The organism is Planomonospora corallina, from assembly GCF_042650625.1.
Classification (GTDB): Bacteria; Actinomycetota; Actinomycetes; order Streptosporangiales; family Streptosporangiaceae; genus Planomonospora_B; species Planomonospora_B corallina.
Genome location: NZ_JBHSBM010000019.1, coordinates 13,857 through 34,037, shown reverse-complemented (window position 1 = coordinate 34,037; position 20,181 = coordinate 13,857). Strand labels below are relative to the sequence as shown.

Below are 20,181 nucleotides of genomic sequence, written 5' to 3'. Positions count from 1 at the left end.
TGCTACCCCCGAGTGGACGAAATCCGAAATGTCCACTGAAACTATCTCACCGGGCTATCTCGCCTGACCGGGTGACCAGCCGAGGGCCGCGAGCTGCTCGGCGAACCACAGGTGCGGGGGGAGCGCGGCGGCCGCGGCGGCCAGCCGGGCGCCCCGCCGGCACCGCTCCTCCTCGGCCATGACCAGCCCCTCGTGCAGGGCGCCGGCCGTGGCCGTGACGTCGTAGGGGTTGACCAGCAGGGCGTCCTCGCCCAGCTCGGCGGCGGCGCCCGCCTCCCGGGAGAGCACGAGCACGCTGCGCGGGGCCAGGATCGGGCCCTCCTTGGCCACGAGGTTCATGCCGTCGCGGATGGGGTTGACCAGCAGCACGTCGGCCATCCGGTAGGCCGCCAGGGAGCGCGGGTAGTCGTCGTTGACGTTGAGGATGAGCGGGTCCCAGTCCTCGGTGGCGTACTCGTCCTCGATCTCCTTGGCGCAGCGCTGCACCGCCGCGGTGTACTCCCGGTACTCGGGCAGGTCGTGCCGGGACGGGTAGGCGAAGGCCAGGTGCACGACCCGGCCGTGCCACTCCGGATGGGCGGCCAGGAACTCCCGGTAGGCGGTCAGCCCGCGGACGATGTTCTTCGACAGCTCGGTCCGGTCGATCCGCACGATCAGTCTGCGGTCGCCGACCTGGTCGCGCAGGGCGGCCAGGTGCGATTCGACGTCGGGCTCGCTCGCCCTGGCCCAGAGCGCCTCGCCGTCCACCCCCAGCGGGTGCACGCCGATCCGGGTGGTCCGGCCGCCGTGGGAGACGGTGTGGCCGTCGCGGTCCACCTCCGCGCCGAGGATCGCCTCGCAGCAGTCCATGAACGCCTCGGCCCACCGCACGGTGAGGAAGCCCGCGTGGTCGGCCCCCAGGATGCCCTCCAGCAGCTCGGTCGCGACGTCGTCCGGGAGCAGGGAGAAGTACTCCGGCGGGGCCCACGGGGTGTGCGAGAAGTGCGCGATGCTCACGTCGGGCCGCTCGATGCGGAGCATGGCCGGGGTCAGGCTGAGGTGGTAGTCCTGCACCAGCACCTGCGCGCCGTGCGCGGCCTCCTCGGCCAGCGCCACCGCGAACGCGGCGTTGTAGGACTGGTAGGACTCCCACTCGCGGCGGAAGCGGGCGTCGAAGTGCGGGGTGTTGGCGGTGTCGTAGAGCAGGTGGTGGACGAACCAGAGCGTGGAGTTGGCCACCGCGTTGTAGGCGCGGTGGAAGGTCGCCGGGGGGATGTCGAGCATGCGCAGCGCGCCGGTGTCGTATCCCGCCCGGTCGAGGCGGCCACCGGGCGCCTGCCGTACGGCGGCGCGGTCGCCGTCGGAGAGCGCGGCGCAGACCCAGAGCAGGTCCAGCTCCTTGGCCACCTCCGACAGGCCGGACACCAGCCCGCCGCCGCCCCGGCGCATGGAGAGCGAGCCGTCCTCCGAGACGGTGAACGAGACGGGGCCACGATTGGACGCCACCAGGATCGTGTTCATGCTTTCCTCGACTAGGGAGACAGGCCCCTTCAGCTTCTACGCCTACTGCGGACGCCGGGGGATCGGCCCGCCTTGGGGGATGCTTGCCTCAGAGGTTAACCAAACATTTCCGTCGACCATAGGATGTCCGGCGACGGTGACCGCTGATTGGGGCTCGTGATGGCGCTGGACGAGACGACCGAGGGACTGGCCCGGGCGGCGGCCCAGGGCGACCATCGGGCTCTGGGCGAGCTGCTGCGGCGCATCGAGCCCGACGTGCTGCGGCACTGCAACCGGATCCTCCCCTACCGGCAGGACGCCGAGGAGGCGTGCCAGGACACCCTGCTGGCGGTGGCCCGCAACATCGGCCGCTTCGAGGGCCGGGCCCGGTTCAGCACGTGGCTGCACATCGTGACGGCCAACTGCGCGCGGACCACCTACCGCTCGCTGAAGCGGCGCGCGGCCGAGCAGAGCTCCGAGGAGCTGCCGCTGCAGAAGCCCGACGTCGCCCGGGTGAGCGTGATCGCGGGCTCCCGGCTGGACCTGCTCGACGTGATGGAGGCGCTGGAGGCGTCCAAGCCCGACCTGGCCCAGGCGCTGGTGCTGCGCGACATCTGCCAGCTCGACTACAACGAGGTGGCCGAGCAGCTCGGCATCCCGCTGGGCACCGCCAAGTCCCGCATCCACCAGGCGCGCAAGTACGTCCAGGGGGCGCTGGGCGAGGCCTACGGGTCCTGACGCCCTCGCGGCCCTGCGGCGCGGCCCGGTTCGCGTCCGTCAGGTAACACGATCCGTCTCGCGAAGTGAGACGGTTGGTCGGAGCGGCGAAAAGCCGGGGTAGAGTGCTTTCAACCTGCTCAACGGGTTCGACAACTGAATACGTGCTCATCCAGAGGGGTGGAGGGACCGGCCCTGCGAAGCCCCGGCAACCCTCCCGGTTCAAGACTCGTGATCTGACGAGGTCGGCCGGGACAGGTGCCAATTCCGGTCTGTGACCAAGGTGGTCGCAGACGAAGATGAGGGAAAGGCCTCGCTTCATGGCGCTTGCAACCGCTGAAACCACCGCCGCTTCGCTCGACTTCGGCCCCGCCGTGGCCCTGTCCTGTCGCGAGTGCGGCGCCCGTTACGACCTCGGCCCGGACTTCGCCTGTACCGAGTGTTTCGGCCCGCTCGAGATCGCCTACGAGCTGCCCCGGGTGACCCGCGAGGAGATCGCCGCCGGGCCGAGCAACATCTGGCGCTACCGCTCGCTGCTCCCGGTCCCGGCGGACGTCGCCTCCAAGCGGAACATGGCCCCCGGCTGGACCAAGCTGGTCAAGGCCGACAACCTCGCCCGCGAGCTGGGTGTCCGCGCACTCCACGTGAAGGACGACTCCGGCAACCCCACGCACTCCTTCAAGGACCGGGTGGTGGCCATCGCCGTCGAGGCGGCCCGCAACTTCGGCTTCCACACCCTGTCCTGCTCCTCCACCGGCAATCTCGCCGGCGCGGTCACCGCCGCCGCGGCCCGCGCCGGCCTCGACGCCTGCGTCTTCATCCCCGCCGACCTGGAGGAGGCCAAGATCGTCATGGCCTCGGTGTACGGCGGGCGCCTCGTGGCCATCGACGGCACCTACGACGACGTGAACCGCTTCTGCTCCGAGCTCATCGGCGACGAGCTGGGCGACCGGTGGGGCTTCGTCAACGTCAACCTCCGCCCCTACTACGCGGAGGGCTCCAAGACGCTCGCCTACGAGATCGCCGAGCAGCTCGGCTGGCGGCTCCCCGACCAGATCGTCGTCCCGGTGGCCTCCGGCTCCCAGCTCACGAAGATCGACAAGGGCTTCAAGGAGCTGATCGCCCTCGGCCTCGTCGAGGACAAGCCGTACAAGATCTTCGCCGCCCAGGCCGAGGGCTGCTCGCCGGTCTCCGCGGCCTACAAGGCCGGTCACGACGTGATCCGCCCGGTCAAGCCCGACACGATCGCCAAGTCGCTGGCGATCGGCAACCCGGCCGACGGGCCGTACGTGCTGGACATCGCCCGGCGCACCGGCGGCGCGGTGGAGGACGTCACGGACGCGGAGATCGTCGACGCGATCCGGCTGCTGGCCCGGACCGAGGGCATCTTCGCCGAGACGGCGGGCGGTGTCACCGTCGGCGTGCTGCGCAAGCTGGTCGCCGAGGGCCGGCTCGACCCGGACGGCGAGACGGTCGTGCTGAACACCGGTGAGGGGCTCAAGACCCTCGACGCGGTTTCCGGGCACGCGCGTCCCACCGCCGTGATCCGGCCTTCTCTCGACGCATTCCGTACCGCCCTCGCCTGAGAACTCCTGAAAGGTACTCGACCATGAGCGTTTCCGTGCGGATTCCGACGATTCTTCGGACTTACACCAATGGTGCCGCGGAGGTGAGCGGGGAAGGGGCGACCCTCCGGGAGGTCCTGGAGAAGCTCGACGCCGACTATCCCGGCATCGGTGCCCGGATTCTCGATGAAACGGGCAAGATCCGGCGTTTTGTCAACGTCTATGTGGGAGAAGAGGACGTCCGTTTCGCGGACAACCTCGACACCGCCACGCCGCCCGGCGTTCAGGTCTCCATCATTCCGGCGGTCGCCGGAGGCTGACCCGCACCCCGCGCCTCCGGGCGTCCGCCGCTCGACGGGGCGCCGTCACGACACCCGCACCGGCCTCGGCCGCGTGCGGGTGTCGTGTTTTGTGACGAGGGTTCATATCTGGGACATCAGGAAATAATGGAATTTTGAACTAAATTACAGCTAGAGTAAAAGTTTGTTCTCGTGCCGAAGTCATGGCTAAACGGATGATTGATGGATTGACTCTGTTGCCCCACGGTGTCCCACAGGTATGGTCGAGAACGATCGATGGGGCGATGGCCTTCGCCGCGGAGATCGAAGACTTCGCGAGTGGAATGGGCGTGGTCTTCAAGGTCGGTAAGAGGAGTCGGAAGTGGCGCAGGGCACCGTCAAGTGGTTCAACGCGGACAAGGGCTACGGCTTCATCGCGGTAGACGGTGGTAAGGATGTGTTCGTCCATTACTCCGCGATCCTGATGGACGGCTACCGGGCGCTCGAGCAGGGCCAGCGGGTCGAGTTCGAGATCACCCAGGGGCAGAAGGGTCCGCAGGCGGAGGCCGTCCGGACCGTCTGATCCGGTCGTCCGCCCGGTCGCGGGAAGAGGTCGGAAGGTCCCGCGGCACCGCAGTCCGTCGGACCTTCCCGCACGTCGGCCCGGTCCCCGGTTCTCCCGGTGGGCCGGGCCTTCGCGTGCGCGGCCCTTCACGTGCGGTCCTTCGTGTGCGGACTCTGCGTGCGGGCTTACGTGCGGGCCTTCGCGTCTCCGTGTAGGCGGGTATGTCCGCGACCTGCATGGATCATCCGTTTTTTACCCTTCGCTCTGGGCGAAGCCCAGCTCAGCGCGGCGCGGCTTGCACTCGGCAGGGTAGAGTGCTAAACAGTTCGTTGGCACTCTCTGTATGAGAGTGCCAACCCAGGATCGAGGCGATGGGACCCGCCAACGGAGTCGCGGGTCCATATGCCGTCGCGGGCGTCGGCTCGATCCGGTGCACGCCACCCTGTGTTTGGGAGGTCTAGCCGTATGGCAGCCAAGATGATCGCGTTTGACGAGGACGCCCGGCGCGGTCTCGAGCGCGGCATGAACCAGCTCGCGGACGCCGTGAAGGTGACCCTCGGCCCCAAGGGCCGCAACGTCGTGCTGGAGAAGAAGTGGGGCGCTCCCACGATCACCAACGACGGTGTCTCGATCGCCAAGGAGATCGAGCTCGAGGACCCGTGGGAGAAGATCGGCGCCGAGCTCGTCAAGGAAGTCGCCAAGAAGACCGACGACGTCGCGGGTGACGGCACCACCACCGCCACCGTCCTCGCCCAGGCCCTGGTACGCGAGGGCCTGCGCAACGTCGCCGCCGGCGCCAACCCGATGGCCCTGAAGAAGGGCATCGAGGCCGCCGTCGAGCGCGTCTCCGAGGAGCTGGCCAAGCTCGCCAAGGACGTGGAGACGAAGGCGCAGATCGCCTCCACGGCCTCCATCTCCGCCGGCGACGCCCAGATCGGCGAGATGATCGCCGAGGCGATGGACAAGGTCGGCAAGGAAGGCGTCATCACCGTCGAGGAGAGCAACACCTTCGGCCTGGAGCTCGAGCTCACCGAGGGCATGCGCTTCGACAAGGGCTACATCTCGCCCTACTTCGTGACCGACCCGGAGCGCATGGAGGCCGTCCTCGAGGACCCGTACGTCCTCGTCGTCAACTCCAAGGTCTCCGCCAACAAGGACCTGCTCCCCGTCCTCGACAAGGTCGTGCAGGCCGGCAAGCCGCTGCTGATCATCGCTGAGGACGTCGAGGGCGAGGCCCTGGCCACCCTGGTCGTCAACAAGATCCGCGGCCTGTTCCGCTCGGTCGCCGTCAAGGCCCCGGGCTTCGGCGACCGCCGCAAGGCCATGCTGACCGACATCGCGATCCTCACCGGTGCCCAGGTCATCAGCGAGGACCTCGGCCTGAAGCTCGAGAGCACCACTCTCGACCAGCTCGGCCGCGCCCGCCAGGTCATCGTCACCAAGGACGAGACCACCATCGTCGACGGCTCCGGCGACGCCGAGCAGATCGCGGGCCGGGTCAACCAGATCCGCACCGAGATCGAGAACACCGACTCCGACTACGACCGCGAGAAGCTCCAGGAGCGTCTCGCCAAGCTGGCCGGCGGCGTGGCCGTCATCAAGGCCGGCGCGGCGACCGAGGTCGAGCTCAAGGAGCGCAAGCACCGCATCGAGGACGCCGTCCGCAACGCCAAGGCCGCGGTCGAGGAGGGCATCGTCCCCGGCGGCGGTGTCGCGCTGCTGCAGGCCGGCGCCAAGGCCTTCGACAAGCTGGAGCTGAACGGCGACGAGGCCACCGGTGCCGCGATCGTCCGCAAGGCCCTGGAGGAGCCGCTCAAGCAGATCGCGGTCAACGCCGGTCTCGAGGGCGGCGTCGTGGTGGAGAAGGTGCGCAACCTCACCCCGGGTGAGGGCCTGAACGCCGCCACCGGCGACTACGTCAACATGTTCGAGTCGGGCATCATCGACCCGGCCAAGGTGACCCGTTCCGCTCTGCAGAACGCGGCGTCCATCGCGGCGCTGTTCCTCACCACCGAGGCCGTCATCGCCGAGAAGCCCGAGAAGGAGAAGGCCCCCGCCATGCCCGGTGGCGGCGGCGACATGGACTTCTAGTCCGTCTCCCGCGTGACAGAAGAGGCCGGTCCCCTCAGGGGACCGGCCCTTTCTTTTCCGTCCCGGTGCTCCTCGTCGTCCCGGTGCTCCTCGCCGTCCCGGTGCTCCTCGCCGTCCCGGTGCTCCTCGCCGTCCCGGTGCTCCTCGCCGTCCCGGTGTTTCCGGCGGGCCTTCCCGGAAGGACCGAGGTCCCGGCCTCTGCGGCGGGAGACCCACCCGGTGCGCGGAGAAGACAGCGGCGATCGGCGCCGGGCCCTTCCGGGTCGTCCCGTGTCCTTCCGGGCCGTCAGGTCAGCGGCTTGACCCAGCGGGCCCACTGCGGCTGGGGCGCGTAGCCCGCCGCTCCCCAGGCGTGGTGGGCGAGATCGTTGTCGTGCAGCACCATCGCGTCGGCGCGGAACGCGCCGAACGCCGCGAAGCGCTCCTCGGCCGCCCGGATCAGCGCGCTCCCGATCCCCTGCCGCCGCCGCGCCGGGTCCACGGCCAGCCGGTACAGGTGCGCCCGCCAGCCGTCCCAGCCCGCGATCAGCGTGCCGGCCATCTCGCCGTCGACCTCGGCGACGAGGACCGCCTCGGGATCGCGTTCGATGAGCGCGGTCACCTTGGCCGGGTCGTCGTGCCGGTCGGTCCCCTCGGCGGCCACCAGCCAGAAGGCCAGCAACGCCTCGACGTCCCCGATCCGCCCGTACCGGATGATCATCCCCATGCCCGGCACGCTACCAGCCGCCTCAGAAGCGGGTCGGCACGGCCGCCGCGCACACGTCGGCCCGCCGGGCCAGCACCTCGGGCACCCGGTCGTTGGCCCGGACCCAGTCGGTCGTCTCGGGGGAGATGTGGCTGAGGATCCGCAGGAGCTTCGTGTGGTCGGCGGTGAGGTGCCGCTGGTGGATCGGCTCGTAGTGCGCGATCCGGTTCCGCAGCTTGCGCAGGTGGTACAGGTCCTGTGGAGCGCGCGCCGTGGGCCGCGGTAGCCGGGGAAGGCCCGATGAAGTGCCGGGCGCCACAGCCGCATGTCATATCTGTTTCCGGTGCCGAGCAGGCTGGTCCAGAAGCCGAAGGAGAGTTCGGCTATCACATGGCCGTTCGTCGGATGAGCGTAGTTCTGGGCGACCGTGGCGCATGCGGATGCCACGGCCTGCCGGGCCTGAGGCGCCAGATCGAGTGCGGGGGCGTTCCACCAGTCGGCGCGTCGGAAGAGTGCGTTCAACTCCCGGTCGATGGCGTTGCGCAGAACGACCTCGAGACAGTGGAGGGGGCCGTGGAAGGCACTGGAGATCTCTATGTTCCACGCGTAGAGACGGAGCGCATGATCGAGCGCGCCGCCACAAGTTCTCAGAAAGGGGCGAAGTCGCTCGGTCGAGACCGCGTCGCAGACCTTCTGGAAAAGGATGCCGCTCATTGTGTTCCTTTCCGCGCCGCTCATGGTCTGCTACCATGAGTGATGTGTGCCCCGGGGACGCCTCTGCTGAGCAAGCCCCCCGGGGTAAGCCTTTTTCCGGGCACCTCACGTGGCGCGGACCGTGAGTGCTCAACTGACTGCAAAATGTCAGCCCTCCGAACGCCTGTTCGGAGGGCTTTCGTGTATCCCGGGACGGAGGGCTCCGGCCCGGGGATCAGCCGGTCAGCTCGGCCGGGAGATCCCTGGAGTGCAGCACGGTCAGGGACGTGACCGCGCGGGTCAGGACCACGTACAGGCGGGCCAGGCCGCGCGGCTCGGCCTCCACGATGTCGGCCGGCTCCACCACGATGACGTGGTCGTACTCCAGGCCCTTGGCGAGGGTGGCCGGGACGATCAGGAGGCGGTGCTCCGAGACGGAGTCCGGGGCCAGCACGCGGTGGTCGAGGCCGGACAGCGCCTCGGAGGCCGCGGTGACGCGGGCGTCGGGGACGATGACGCCGATCGAGCCCTCCCGCCGCAGCGCCTGCGCGGCCGCCTCGGCGAGGGACGCGGCCAGGTCGGGCGTGTGCCGTACCGTCAGGGAGCCCGCGCCGGGGCGCAGGGAGCGCGGCGCGGCCAGCCCGGGGGCGACGGAGGGCAGCAGCCGGGCGGCGTAGTCGAGGACCTCGCGCGGCACGCGGAAGCCCAGGGTGAGCTCGGTGACGGCGCCGCCCGTCCCCTCGCCGCCCTCCGGGAATCCGAGGTGCTCCAGGACCTCGCTCCAGGAGCGCGCCGACCACGGCGTGGTGCCCTGGGCGAGGTCGCCCAGGACGGTGGCCGATCCGGTGCGGCAGCGCCGGCCCAGGGCGCGCAGCTGCATCGCCGACAGGTCCTGGGCCTCGTCGACGACCAGGTGGCCGAGGGACGGCGTGCGCTCCATCATGTCGCCGAGCTCGTCCAGGAGCGCGCCGTCGGCCGCCGACCACTTCGCCGAGCGGAACGACTTGGGCGGTCTGCTCCAGAGCAGCGCGGCCTGCTCCTGCGCGGACAGGTCGTCCTTCGCCGCGGCGGCGAGGAACGCGGGGTCGCTCAGCAGCCGGTGCAGGACCTGCTGGGGGGTGAGCCTGGGCCAGACCTGCTCCACCAGTTGCTTGACCGGCTTGGAGCGGGCGACCGCGTCCTGCACCCGGTCGTCGGGGGACTCGCCGCGCTGCTCCATCCGGACGAGCACCTGGTGGGCCAGGCGCTGGGCGAGGGCCGCGCGGCCGGGGTTGTAGCGGGTGGTGCCGCGCAGGGAGGCGACGATCTCACGGACCTCGTGGTCGGCCACCCGGTAGCGGTTGACCCCCTTGGTGTAGAGCAGGCCCTCGGTGGGCTTGACGACGTGCGCCCACAGGGCCCGCCGCAGCACCGGCACCATCCGCGCGTCGCCCTTGATCGAGGAGACCGCGGGGTCCTCGGGGGCGGCGTGCTCGCCGAGGATCCCGGCGACCGTGGTCTGGTCGACCTTGACCTCGCCCAGGGCGGGGAGCACCGAGGAGATGTAGGAAAGGAAGGCCCGGTTGGGACCGACGATCATCACGCCGGACCGGGCGAGCTTCTCCCGGTGGGTGAAGAGTAGATAGGCGGCCCGGTGCAGGCCGACGGCGGTCTTGCCGGTGCCGGGGGCGCCCTGGACGCACACCGTCCGGGTCAGTTCGTCGCGGACGATCTCGTCCTGGTCGGGCTGGATGGTCGCGACGATGTCGCGCATCGGACCGGAGCGGGGGCGCTCGATCTCCTCGGTGAGGATCTTCGACTGCCGGAGCGTCTCTCCGCGGCCGAGGTGCTCGTCCTCGAAGGCGGTCAGGTCGCCGCCGTGGTAGCCGAACCGGCGGCGGCGGGAGACGCCCATCGGGTCGGCCGGGCTGGCCTGGTAGAACGCCCGGGAGACCGGGGCGCGCCAGTCGATGACCAGGGGGCGGCTGCGCTCGTCGTGGACGTGCCTGCGTCCGACGTGGAGGGTGCCGGGCAGGTCGTCGCCGGCCGTCCGGTCGAGGCGGCCGAAGAAGAGCGGGGTGCCCGCGTGGTCGGCGAGCGCCGCCACCCGCTGGTCCAGCAGCGCCTGCAGGACCTGCTGGGAGACCCAGTCTCCGGCGGCGTCGGCGGACAGGGACTGCGCGTGCTCACGCATCGCGCGCAGGGCGGCCCGGGAGACGGCCAGGTGCTCGCGCTCGGCGGCGAGGATCCGGGCGGCGTCGCCGTCCCCGGGGCCGCCGCCCGGCCCGGAGCCGGGGGCGGGGGTGTCCGCGGGTATGTCGGGGAGCAATTGTTCAGCGGGCATGCGGAAAGAGCCTCTCATCCGGTGAACGGAGGTGGTGGTCATCTGGCAGCGAATCGACTAGCTTACCGAGGGGCCGGGCGGCGCTCAAAAGGATTGATTCTCCGGCCGGGGGCCGGTCTGCGGGCATTCCGGCGGCGGCGCGGGGCTTCTCCCGGTGCCGGCCGCCGCGGCCGTCCGCTCCGGGGCCGGGGCGTCGATCCCCTCCGGAGGGGTGCGAGTGCCCCTCCGGCTGCGGACGTGCCCGCCGACTCCTGCGATCGCCCTGGTCGCAGGGGATTTCGGAGGGCGCGGCCGGTGCCGTGCGGTGCCTGCCGGGCCGTCCGCGAAGAGTGTCGTGGCGAGAACCGCCCGAGGCTCCGGCCGGTACGGCCGCCTTCACTCCGAAGTTCGCAAAAAGGGGCATAAGTCGCCGAGGAAATGCGCACTAAGTGACCAATGAGTAACTTATCGTCATTTCCCTGCGGGGGGTGAAAAAGGCGGGCAAATATGGTGAAGGATGCAAGATACGGGGTATGCCGCGACTGATTGTCGCGGTCCAAAGGAGGGGGTGGTCTCTTTGCCGAAGATCCGCGGGATTTCGTGGACCTGACGCGGACCACACGGTGCTCGCCGGCGATTCTCGATCGCCGGCGGGCACGTCGCCTTCCGTGCGGCCCTCGGCCGTGGCCGGTCCTCAGTCGCCGGCGAGCACGTCGTCCGCGTCGATGATCTGGTAGGCGTACCCCTGCTCGGCCAGGAAGCGCTGCCGGTGCGCGGCGAACTCCTGGTCGACGGTGTCCCGGCTGACCACCGAGTAGAACCTCGCCCCGCCCCCGCCGGCCTTGGGCCGCAGCACCCGGCCGAGCCGCTGGGCCTCCTCCTGGCGCGAGCCGAACGTCCCCGACACCTGGATGGCCACCGACGCCTCCGGCAGGTCGATGGAGAAGTTGGCGACCTTCGAGACCACCAGCACCTGGATCTCCCGCTCGCGGAAGGCCGCGAACAGCCGCTCCCGCTCCTTGACCTTCGTCTCCCCCTTGATCACCGGCGCGCCGAGGTGCTCGCCGAGCTCGTCGAGCTGGTCGATGTACTGCCCGATGACCAGCACCTGCTCGCCGGCGTGCCGCCGTACCAGAGCCTCGGCGACCCGCAGCTTGGACGGGGTGGTGGCGCAGAACCGGTAGCGCTCCTCGGCCTCGGCCATCGCGTAGGCGAGCCGCTCGTCGTCGCGGAGCGTCACCCGGACCTCGACGCAGTCGGCCGGGGCGATCCAGCCCTGGTTCTCCATGTCCTTCCACGGCGCGTCGTAGCGCTTCGGCCCGATCAGGGAGAACACGTCCCCCTCCCGGCCGTCCTCGCGCACCAGCGTCGCGGTCAGCCCCACCCGCCGCCGGGCCTGCAGGTCGGCGGTCATCCGGAAGATCGGCGCGGGCAGCAGGTGCACCTCGTCGTAGACGATCAGCCCCCAGTCGCGGGCGTCGAACAGCTCCAGGTGCCGGTAGACGCCCTGCCGCCGGGTCGTCATCACCTGGTAGGTGGCGATGGTGACCGGCCGGATCTCCTTCTTGGTCCCGGTGTACTCGCCGATCTCGTCCTCGGTCAGCGAGGTCCGCCTGATCAGCTCCTGCTTCCACTGGTGGGCCGAGACGGTGTTCGTCACCAGGATCAGCGTGGTGGCCTGCGCGCGCGCCATCGCCGCCGCGCCCACGATCGTCTTGCCCGCGCCGCAGGGCAGCACGACCACGCCCGAGCCGCCGTTCCAGAACGCGTCGGCGGCCTGGCGCTGGTACGGGCGGAGGCTCCAGCCGTCCTCGGCCAGCGTGATCGGGTGGTGCTCGCCGTCGACGTAGCCGGCCAGGTCCTCGGCCGGCCAGCCCAGCTTGAGCAGGAGCTGCTTGACGTTGCCGCGCTCGCTCGGGTGGACCGCCGCGGAGTCGCCGTCCAGCCGGGCGCCCAGCAGCGGCTGGATCTTCTTCGAGCGCAGCACCTCCTCCAGCACGGCCCGGTCGGTGCTGGTCAGGACGAGCCCGTGCACCGGGTGCTTCTCCAGCCGGAGCCTGCCGTAGCGCGCCATCGTCTCGGCGATGTCGACCAGCAGCGCGTGCGGCACCGGGTAGCGGCTGTGGGTGATCAGCGCGTCGATCACCTGCTCGGCGTCGTGGCCCGCGGCCCGCGCGTTCCACAGCGCCAGCGGGGTCACCCGGTAGGTGTGCACGTGCTCGGGGGCGCGCTCCAGCTCGGCGAACGGAGCGATCGCCTTGCGGCACTCGTCGGCCTGGGCGTGCTCGACCTCGAGCAGCAGTGTCTTGTCGGACTGGACGATCAGCGGGCCGTCGGCCACAGACTTCTCCCTCGTGTACGGCTACCGCCTATCCAACACAACCGGGCCCGCGGGAAGTCCCGGATCGGCTCGGCTTCCCGCCCGGCCGCCGGCCGAGCCGTCCCGGGTATCCGAGCCGTCCCGGGTATCCGAGCCGTCCCGGGTATCCGAGCCGTCCCAGGTGTCCGAGCCGTCCCAGGTGTCCGAGCCGTCCCAGGTGTCCGAGCCGTCCCGGGACTCAGCTCCCCGTCCAGGCGCCGCCGAGCCCCGCCACGACGAACGCGACGGCCCCCGCGGCGATCACCATCAGGTTGACGGCGACGGCGGACCAGCCCCACCGGAGCAGTGCCCCGGCGTGGCCGGGGTCGTCCTCGACCGTGCCGAGCGCCCGGCCCGCCAGCACAGCCGCGACGACGCCGCCGGGGCCGAGCACGCAGCTCATCGTCAGCACGACGCCGGCGGCCAGGGTGGCGAGCGCGTGGTTCCTGACGTCCTCGACGCCCCGGTACGGCCGGCGGACCCGGCCGTACGGCTCCGCCACCGGGCTCTGGGACCCGGGGCCCGGGGACGCCGGCTCCCGGAACCCCGGGGAGCCCGGGGAGCCCGGGGAGCCCGGGGTTCCCGGGGCTTCCGGGGCTTCCGGAGAGCCCGGGGAGGAGCCGGGGGCCGGCCGGGACGGGCCGTACCCGGCGGCGGGGGCCGCCGGCGCGGACGGCTCCGCCCGGGGCCGCTCGCCGTACCCGGGCGGACGGACGGGGACCGTCTCGTGGCTCTCGTAACCGCTCCGGTCCTCGGGCCGCGCCGGAGAGCCTTCGGGGATGTCACTGCTCAAAGGGGACTCGTCTCGCTGTCTGCGGAAGGCGGTGCGCTACACATACCACGCCCCGGACGGGCCGGTCGCGGGGCGGGGGACGGGTCCGCCCCGCGCCCGCGGCCCCGTCCGGGACCGGCGGCCGGATCCGCGCCGGGTGCCGCCGCCGTGGCCGGCGGACCGCCTCCCCGCCGCTCCCTCCAGGCCGGGGAGCGCCTCAGGACCTGAGCTCGGAGACGCCGGTGATGCGGTGCAGGGCGAAGCGGTGAACCGCGGCCCGGGTCTCGTCGTAGGCGGTGAGGTAGCCGCCCTCCATCCGGGCGGGCTCCAGGATCCGGCTGGTGGCGTTGCCCTGCGAGTCGAGGTAGCCGATCCAGACCTGCGACCCCTGCCGGATGGCCTCGCGCAGGGCGCTGATCGTGGCGTTCGCCGGGGAGCGGGGCACCTGGCCCTCGGGGGCGTCGGCGGGCTTGCGGCGGGTCCGGTGGGCGGCGTCCCCGGCCCGCACCGCCCGCACCGCCGCCGCGACCACCTCGGCGTCCAGACCGGTGAACGCGGCCGGGGTGCGGGGCTGCGGGGGACCCTCGGTCCGGCGCACGTCCAGCCGGGTGATGATCACATCTCCCTCCAGCGACTCGGCCACCGGCGCGTAGCCCATCGCGCGCAGCGAGTCGACCAGGGCCGCCCGGGAGGTCTTGGACGCGATCACGGTGGGCGCCAGGCGGCGCAGCCGCAGGGGGGCGGCGCGCTTGTCGGCCATCACCTCGTCGAGCGCCGAGGGGTCGTCGCAGCGGACGTAGGCGCTGGCCGTGCCGACCCGCATGCGGCCGTGGCGGCGGGCCACGTCGGTGACCAGGTAGGCGAGCGGCTGCGGGACCGGCGTGGTGGAGTGCCGCTCCAGCAGGGCCAGCATCTCGTCGGCGCCCTGCCCGGCGTCCAGCGCCCGCCGTACCGACCGCTCGCTGAACCGGTAGACCGTCGCGCCGCCGGTGGACTCCACGTCGGCGGCCAGGGCCAGCCAGCGGCTCAGCTCGCCGGTGAGCGGGCCGGGGGCCACCGCGGTCAGGTCGGCCTGGAGCAGCACGTGGTCGAGCGGGACGGGCAGCAGCGGGGCCAGCAGTCCGGCCGCCGTCCCCGCGCCGCGCTCCCGGCCCCCCTCGGCCGCCCCGCCCGCCGCCCCGCCCGCCGCCGGGGGCAGCAGCGCTCGGCCGTGGCGGGAGAGCGCGCCGAGACCGGTGACCCCGACCTGCTCCGCCTCGCGCAGCGTGAACTCCACCAGCCGGTCGCGGTGGGCGCCGCGGCGGCGCGGCTGCTCCCAGGCCAGGCGCTCGCGGACCGAGCCGGCGGTGGGGGCCGTCGGCGCGTCCGCGGTGCTCCCGGGGCCTCCGGCGTCCCCGGCGGACGCCAGGACGCCCAGCACGGAGGCGCGGACCTCCGGTGCGGCGGGGTGGCGCAGGTCGGGATGGAGGGCGCTCCGGAGCCGGTCGCGCTCGTCTCGCTCGCCGATCATCCCCGGTGCCCGGTCCATGGTGAGCCAGGTCGTCGCCAGCGTCACCCAGCGCTCCTCGGTGCCGCGCACCCGCCAGCCGTCGTAGGCCGGGGTGGGCAGCCAGTCGCCGTCCACCGCCCCGCTCGCGGCCACCAGGCCCGCGGCGTACGCCACCTCGACGACCAGCCCGGCCGCCCATTCGGGCAGGTCGAGCAGGGCCGCGGTGCGCTTCAGGTCGCGTACGGCCAGGCCGCCGCCGCGGAGCACGCCGGGCGGGTCGGCGCCCCACCGCTCGCAGAGCTCCTCCACCGCGCGGGTGAACGCGAACGCCTGCCCGGCCGCCGTCCGGTCGGCGAGGTCCCTGGCGCGCCCGGGGCCGTCGAGCGGCGGAGGGACCGGGCTCAGATCACGGTGGACGCGGCCGTCGCGGAGGAAGAACCCGACCTCGCGCGGGAGCACGACCGACTCCTCGCCGGTCGCGCAGAGCAGGGCGCGGGCCAGCAGCTCCTCGATCGGCGAGCGGGCGGTGGCCGTGCGCACCTGGCGGCCGGCGTTGGCCACCCGGCCGCTGGGCGGGCCCCAGGCCAGCTCGTCGAGGGCGGAGCGGGCCTGCGGGGAGACCTCCCCGACCAGCCGGGTCACGACCTCCTGGTCGGCCAGGAGGCGGGCCAGGTCCTCCGCGGAGTCGCCCCCGCCGCCGAGATCGGCGATCAGATCGGCCAGCCGTTCCCGGTGGTAGTGCAGGAACGCCTCCCGCGCCGGCGGGCCCAGGCCCGCGGGGGAGTCCAGGACCTCCCGGAGGCCGGGAGCGGGGCTCAGCGCCCGGTCGGAGCCGTAGACCAGGGCCAGCGTCCGCAACCGGTCGACGGTCTCCCTGGCCCTGGCCTCGAAGACCGGGTCCGCCGGGCCGGCCAGCGCGCGGGCCAGACGGGTGCGGAGCGCCCGGTAGGTGATCGGGGAGGGGAGCACGGCGACCGTCTCGGCGACGGCGAAGGTGAACCGGTCGAGCCGGTCGAGCACCCGGCCGATCGCCGAGGGGCTGCTCGCCCGTCCCGCCAGCCCCTCGACGTGGGCGGGGACGGGGGTGATGAGCTCGGGACGGAGGGCGACCAGCTCCCGCAGCTGCTCGTCGCTCCGGCCGCGCAGCCACTTGGTGAACTCCGTGCTCATTCACCCCATGGTAGGAGTCCTCACCGACAGCGTGCGGACCGGGAAACCCCGGCGGGCGGCGGGACCGCCGCGGGGCCGGGGACCCGGGGCGGAGCGCACCTGTGCGGGAGAGGGCGGAGCGCACCTGTGCGGGAGAGGGCGGAGCGCACCTGTGCGGGAGAGGGCGGAGCGCACCTGTGCGGGAGAGGGCGGAGCGCACCTGTGCGGGAGGGGGAGAACCGGGGAAAGGGGCTCGCGGGCGGGGGCGCGCTGGGGGAGGATGGCGGCGTGATCGAGCGTGCCGACCAGCTCGTCCTGGAGTACGTCAGCAGGGCGGCCGACGCCGCCCACGGCGTGCTCCGCCAGGACCAGCGGCTCGCCTTCGTCCGGCGGCTGCGCGAGCGGATCGACGCCGAGCGGCGGGGGATGGAGAGCCCCGCCGCCGTCGCGAGGCTGCTCTCCGGGTTCGGCGATCCGGTCGCCCTGGTGGAGCGCGAGGCCAGGCGTCTGGCGGAGGAGGCGGCACGGGCGGGGCAGGAGGCGGACCCGGCGGGCGGACCGGGGAGAGCGGGCGCACGGGGCGGCCGGTCGGTGCCGCCGGGAGCGGCCCACTCCAGGGAGGAGGCGCTGAGGTGGCTGGCCCGCCACGAGCCCGGAGCCCGGCCCGTCCGCCGCCCGGTCCTCGGCTGGAGCCAGGGCCTCCGGCGGGTCCCGGTGCCCGGCCGGAGCGCTCCCGCGCCGGACACGACGGGGCCGGGGAGGGAGGGCCCTGCCCGGCGCGGGACGGACGCGGCGTCGCTCCTCGCCGCCCGTCGGCGTGAGGCGGCGGGGGTGGCGCTGCTCGTCCTGGCGGGGCTGCTCGTCCCGCTCGCGCCGGTCCAGGTGGGGGTCGTCCCCCTGTTCCTGCTGGTGTGGGCGGCCGGGGCGCTGGCCGTGCTCGCCGCGCCGGGCTGGGAGAAGAGGGACAGGGTGCTCGGCGCGGCGGCGCCGGTGCTCGCCTGCACCGTGGGCGGCGCGCTGGTGGCGCTGGTCAGGAGCGAGGGCCGGGTCGGCCGCCTGGCCGCCGAGTTCTCCGGGGTCAGCGGGCTCATGTTCGTGCTCGGGACGGTGGCGGGCGTGTCCTGGCTGGCCCGCCGTCTGCTCGGCCCGCCGCCCCCGGCCACCGGGGGGACCTCCGTGAGGAGTCCCGGAAGGTCCGGGTGACCGGACCTCGCCGGGCGGGCCGGTGCGGGGTCCGGCCTCCGGCGAGCGGTCCGGCCGCTAGCCGATCGCCTGCACGGCGGGGGTCGGCATGAGGCCGAGCGCGAGCCGTACCCAGGACTCGACGAAGCGGTCCTTCTCCGCGTGGCCGGGGGGCTCGCCCACGGTGTCCTGGAACAGGCGGTAGTGGACGACCGCGCCGCCGAGCACCGCGCCGACCGCGGCCCAGTCGTGATCGGCCTCGGCGTACTCCGGCTGGGACCGCATCCAGGTGGTGAACGCGTCGAACATCGGCTGCAGCAGCCCCTCGCGGACCACGGCCACCAGTTCGGGGAACTGGCTCAGGTCGCGGAAGAAGACGCGTGTCAGCTCGCTCTCCTCACGGACCTTGGCGAGCCCGGCGCGGCACAGGTGCGCGAGGCGGGCCTCGATGCCCAGGGAGGCGTCCATGGTGTTCAGCTCGGCGAGGGTCTCGGCGATCTGCGTGCGGGTCCGGCTGGCGTGCTCGTGCATCGCCGCGGCCAGCACCTCGTACTTCGACTTGAAGTGCCGGTAAAGCCCTCCGGCGCCGGGGGACAGTCCGGCGGCGGCCTCGATCTCGGCGACCGAGGTCGCCGCGTAACCCCGCTCGGCGAACAGCCGCAGGGCTTCGTCGATGATCCGCTCGCGCGTCGATCTGCTCATCTCTCTGCCGATACCTCCGTCATGACCCTATCCAGTGCGCAACCCGACAGGTCGCAGGTCACCGGACGAAACCGGCGGGTCCGGACGGTGAGACGTGCCGGTGGGCCCGACGGCGGGGGAGTAAGTGACTCCTTTGCAAAGGGTTCCACAGCGGGTGCCGCGACGTACAGAGAGGGGGTGATGTCGGGGCCGGGAGCACACGTGCTCCGGGTGGGGGCCGCGTGCGGCGGTGCGGTGAGCACGGCGGAGAGCGGAGGCGGCGGGCGGCGGAGCGGGGGGAGCACGGTGGAGGACGGGGGCGGCGGGCACGGTGGAGGGCGGCGGATTACCGGGGGGATATACCGGTTTGGCATGCTGCAGGTCATGCGCTCCGTGGGATTCGACGTGGGGTTCGACCTCGACATGACGCTCGCCGACACCCGGGCGGGGATCGCCGCCGTCTACGACGCGCTGTCGGCGCGGATCGGGGTGCCCATCGACAGCGCCGCGGTGGTGGCCCGGCTCGGACCGCCGCTGGAGATCGAACTGGCCAACTGGCTCCCCGCGGAGGAGATCCCCGCGGCGGCCGCGATCTTCCGCTCGCTGTACCCCTCCATCGCCGTCCCCGCCACCACCCTCCTGCCCGGCGCCCGCGAGGCCGTCGAGGCCGTACGGCGGGCCGGCGGCAGAGTCGTCGTGGTCACCGGCAAGAACGCCGGGGACGCCGGACGGACGGTGGAGTTCCTCGGCCTGGAGGTGGACGGGATCGCCGGATCCCTTTTCGGTTCCGGAAAAGGCCCGGCCCTCGCGACTTTCGGCGCGGCGGCCTATGTTGGAGATCACGTCGCCGACATCGAGGCGGCGCGGGCGGGAGGCGCCGTCAGCGTGGCGGTGGCGACCGGCCCCTACCTGGCGGGAGAGCTGCGTGACCACGGAGCCGATGTCGTGCTGGACGACCTGACGGGGTTCGCCGGGTGGTTCGACGAGTGGCGGACCACCGGAGCCAAGGGAACCGCCGGAACCGCCGGAACCGCCGGAACCGCCGGAACCGCCGGAACCGCCGGAACCGCCGGAGACACAGCCGAGATCGCGTAACTCGCACCCGTTCGCACGCTCGCCCTCAGCCTTCTGTGGGCATAACCTACTTCCATCCCCTACACAGTCTGAACGAGGTCACCCCTGTGCCGAGTGGCAAGGTCAAGTGGTACGACGCCGACAAGGGTTTCGGCTTCCTCACCCGCGACGACGGCGGTGAGGTCTTCGTGCATTCCTCCGCGCTGCCCGGCGGCGTGGACTCCCTCAAGCCCGGTCAGAAGGTCGAGTTCGGCGTGGCCGAGGGGCGCCGCGGCCAGCAGGCGCTCTCGGTCCGGGTGATCGACCAGCCCACCCTGGAGAGGACCGTCAAGCCCAGGGGCAAGCGGAAGAAACCCGACGAGATGGTCGTCATCGTCGAAGACCTGATCAAGCTCCTCGACGGGGTCTCCACGTCCTATCAGCGGGGCAAGCACCCGGACGCGGCGCACGCCAAGAAGATCGCGGCCGTGCTCCGCGCCGTGGCGGACGACCTGGACGCCTGACCTGGACGTCTGGCCTCCCGCGGCTCAGCCGTGCGGATTGGTCAGCGGCTTGGTGTGCTTCTCGGTGGGCGCGTCGTCGTGCGGTATGACGGCGGTGGTGGTCCCCGCGGGCCGTCTCCGCCGCCTGCGGGCCGCCTTCTCCGGCTTCCGGCTCGCCGGGGACTCCGCGGACTCCGGGGACTCCGGCGCGTCCCCCGCCCCGGCGACCGTGGCCGTCGCCGGGGACGGAGACGAAGCCGGGGAGGAAGCCGGGGGCGGGGCCTGGGCGTGCGCGGCGGCGCGGGCGGCCCGGGCCCGGGCGTCGCGGGCCTCCAGGCGCCGGCGGCGCCGCAGGAGCAGCCAGCCGAGCGAGCCCGCCAGCACCGCGGCCATCGTCGCGAGCCCGCCGGGCCCGCGGGCGAACAGCGAGAGCAGCAGCCCGACCAGCCCGCCGACCACCCAGGCGACCTGCAGGAACGCCTCGACCACGCCGAAGGTGGACGAGCGCACCTCCTCGCCGATCTCACGCTGCACGATCGCGTCCAGCGCGAGCTTGCCCAGGCCCTGCGCGAACGCGGCGGCCAGCGCGACGGCCACCGCGGTCCACAGGGTGAACAC

General features: G+C 72.5%; 16 protein-coding genes, 1 pseudogene and 1 riboswitch. Of the genes and pseudogenes, 8 read left to right on the top strand and 9 right to left on the bottom strand.

Features of this window, described 5'->3' with window-relative positions:
- Window positions 1-54 precede the first annotated feature (54 nt).
- Window positions 55-1,500 (bottom strand): alpha,alpha-trehalose-phosphate synthase (UDP-forming), encoded by a 1,446-nt coding sequence (locus ACFOWE_RS18545; protein ID WP_377289427.1) that lies wholly within the window; start codon window positions 1,498-1,500, stop codon window positions 55-57.
- 159 nt (window positions 1,501-1,659) lie between these two features.
- On the opposite strand from ACFOWE_RS18545, the gene ACFOWE_RS18540 reads away from it, so the two are divergent.
- From ACFOWE_RS18540 to groL, 5 genes are all read left to right on the top strand, one after another.
- Window positions 1,660-2,217 carry an RNA polymerase sigma factor gene (locus ACFOWE_RS18540; RefSeq protein ID WP_377289471.1) on the top strand — a complete coding sequence of 186 codons (558 nt, stop codon included), beginning with the start codon at window positions 1,660-1,662 and terminating at the stop codon, window positions 2,215-2,217.
- 144 nt (window positions 2,218-2,361) lie between these two features.
- A riboswitch (SAM riboswitch) is annotated at window positions 2,362-2,502 on the top strand.
- Between the two features lie 14 nt (window positions 2,503-2,516).
- On the top strand, window positions 2,517-3,782 hold the full coding sequence (thrC, locus tag ACFOWE_RS18535) for a threonine synthase (RefSeq protein ID WP_377289425.1): 1,266 nt from the start codon (window positions 2,517-2,519) through the stop codon (window positions 3,780-3,782).
- A 23-nt stretch (window positions 3,783-3,805) separates the two neighbouring features.
- Window positions 3,806-4,081 (top strand): MoaD/ThiS family protein, encoded by a 276-nt coding sequence (locus ACFOWE_RS18530; RefSeq protein ID WP_377289423.1) that lies wholly within the window; start codon window positions 3,806-3,808, stop codon window positions 4,079-4,081.
- A 340-nt stretch (window positions 4,082-4,421) separates the two neighbouring features.
- On the top strand, window positions 4,422-4,622 hold the full coding sequence (locus ACFOWE_RS18525; protein ID WP_068902046.1) for a cold-shock protein: 201 nt from the start codon (window positions 4,422-4,424) through the stop codon (window positions 4,620-4,622).
- Between the two features lie 447 nt (window positions 4,623-5,069).
- Window positions 5,070-6,695, top strand: coding sequence for a chaperonin GroEL (gene groL / locus ACFOWE_RS18520; RefSeq protein WP_377289421.1), 1,626 nt, complete (start codon window positions 5,070-5,072; stop codon window positions 6,693-6,695).
- Between the two features lie 286 nt (window positions 6,696-6,981).
- Here the strand turns inward: groL and ACFOWE_RS18515 are convergent, their stop codons facing one another.
- The 6 genes from ACFOWE_RS18515 to ACFOWE_RS18490 form a co-directional block, all read right to left on the bottom strand.
- Window positions 6,982-7,401, bottom strand: a complete 420-nt coding sequence (locus ACFOWE_RS18515; protein ID WP_377289419.1) for a GNAT family N-acetyltransferase — start codon at window positions 7,399-7,401, stop codon at window positions 6,982-6,984.
- Window positions 7,402-7,423: 22 nt separating this feature from the next.
- Window positions 7,424-7,699 (bottom strand): hypothetical protein, encoded by a 276-nt coding sequence (locus tag ACFOWE_RS18510; RefSeq protein WP_377289417.1) that lies wholly within the window; start codon window positions 7,697-7,699, stop codon window positions 7,424-7,426.
- A gap of 609 nt (window positions 7,700-8,308) precedes the next feature.
- Window positions 8,309-10,396 (bottom strand): HelD family protein, encoded by a 2,088-nt coding sequence (locus ACFOWE_RS18505; RefSeq protein WP_377289415.1) that lies wholly within the window; start codon window positions 10,394-10,396, stop codon window positions 8,309-8,311.
- Window positions 10,397-11,069: 673 nt separating this feature from the next.
- A complete protein-coding gene (locus ACFOWE_RS18500) occupies window positions 11,070-12,716 on the bottom strand; it encodes a DNA repair helicase XPB (RefSeq protein ID WP_377289413.1) in 1,647 nt (548 codons plus the stop codon).
- A 217-nt stretch (window positions 12,717-12,933) separates the two neighbouring features.
- A complete protein-coding gene (locus ACFOWE_RS18495) occupies window positions 12,934-13,236 on the bottom strand; it encodes a hypothetical protein (protein WP_377289411.1) in 303 nt (100 codons plus the stop codon).
- A 487-nt stretch (window positions 13,237-13,723) separates the two neighbouring features.
- Window positions 13,724-16,165 (bottom strand): helicase-associated domain-containing protein, encoded by a 2,442-nt coding sequence (locus ACFOWE_RS18490; RefSeq protein ID WP_377289409.1) that lies wholly within the window; start codon window positions 16,163-16,165, stop codon window positions 13,724-13,726.
- Between the two features lie 267 nt (window positions 16,166-16,432).
- On the opposite strand from ACFOWE_RS18490, the gene ACFOWE_RS18485 reads away from it, so the two are divergent.
- On the top strand, window positions 16,433-17,347 hold the full coding sequence (locus ACFOWE_RS18485; RefSeq protein WP_377289407.1) for a hypothetical protein: 915 nt from the start codon (window positions 16,433-16,435) through the stop codon (window positions 17,345-17,347).
- Window positions 17,348-17,404: 57 nt separating this feature from the next.
- Here ACFOWE_RS18485 and ACFOWE_RS18480 read toward each other — a convergent pair whose 3' ends face one another.
- Complete coding sequence (locus ACFOWE_RS18480; protein ID WP_377289405.1) at window positions 17,405-18,028, bottom strand: TetR/AcrR family transcriptional regulator; 624 nt, start codon at window positions 18,026-18,028, stop codon at window positions 17,405-17,407.
- A 351-nt stretch (window positions 18,029-18,379) separates the two neighbouring features.
- On the opposite strand from ACFOWE_RS18480, the gene ACFOWE_RS18475 reads away from it, so the two are divergent.
- Together ACFOWE_RS18475 and ACFOWE_RS18470 are read left to right on the top strand one after the other, a co-directional pair.
- Window positions 18,380-19,102, top strand: a complete 723-nt coding sequence (locus ACFOWE_RS18475; RefSeq protein ID WP_377289403.1) for an HAD family hydrolase — start codon at window positions 18,380-18,382, stop codon at window positions 19,100-19,102.
- A gap of 86 nt (window positions 19,103-19,188) precedes the next feature.
- Window positions 19,189-19,584 (top strand): cold-shock protein, encoded by a 396-nt coding sequence (locus tag ACFOWE_RS18470; protein ID WP_377289401.1) that lies wholly within the window; start codon window positions 19,189-19,191, stop codon window positions 19,582-19,584.
- 24 nt (window positions 19,585-19,608) lie between these two features.
- Here the strand turns inward: ACFOWE_RS18470 and ACFOWE_RS18465 are convergent.
- Window positions 19,609-20,181 (bottom strand): annotated as a pseudogene (locus ACFOWE_RS18465) (MFS transporter); the annotation flags it as partial.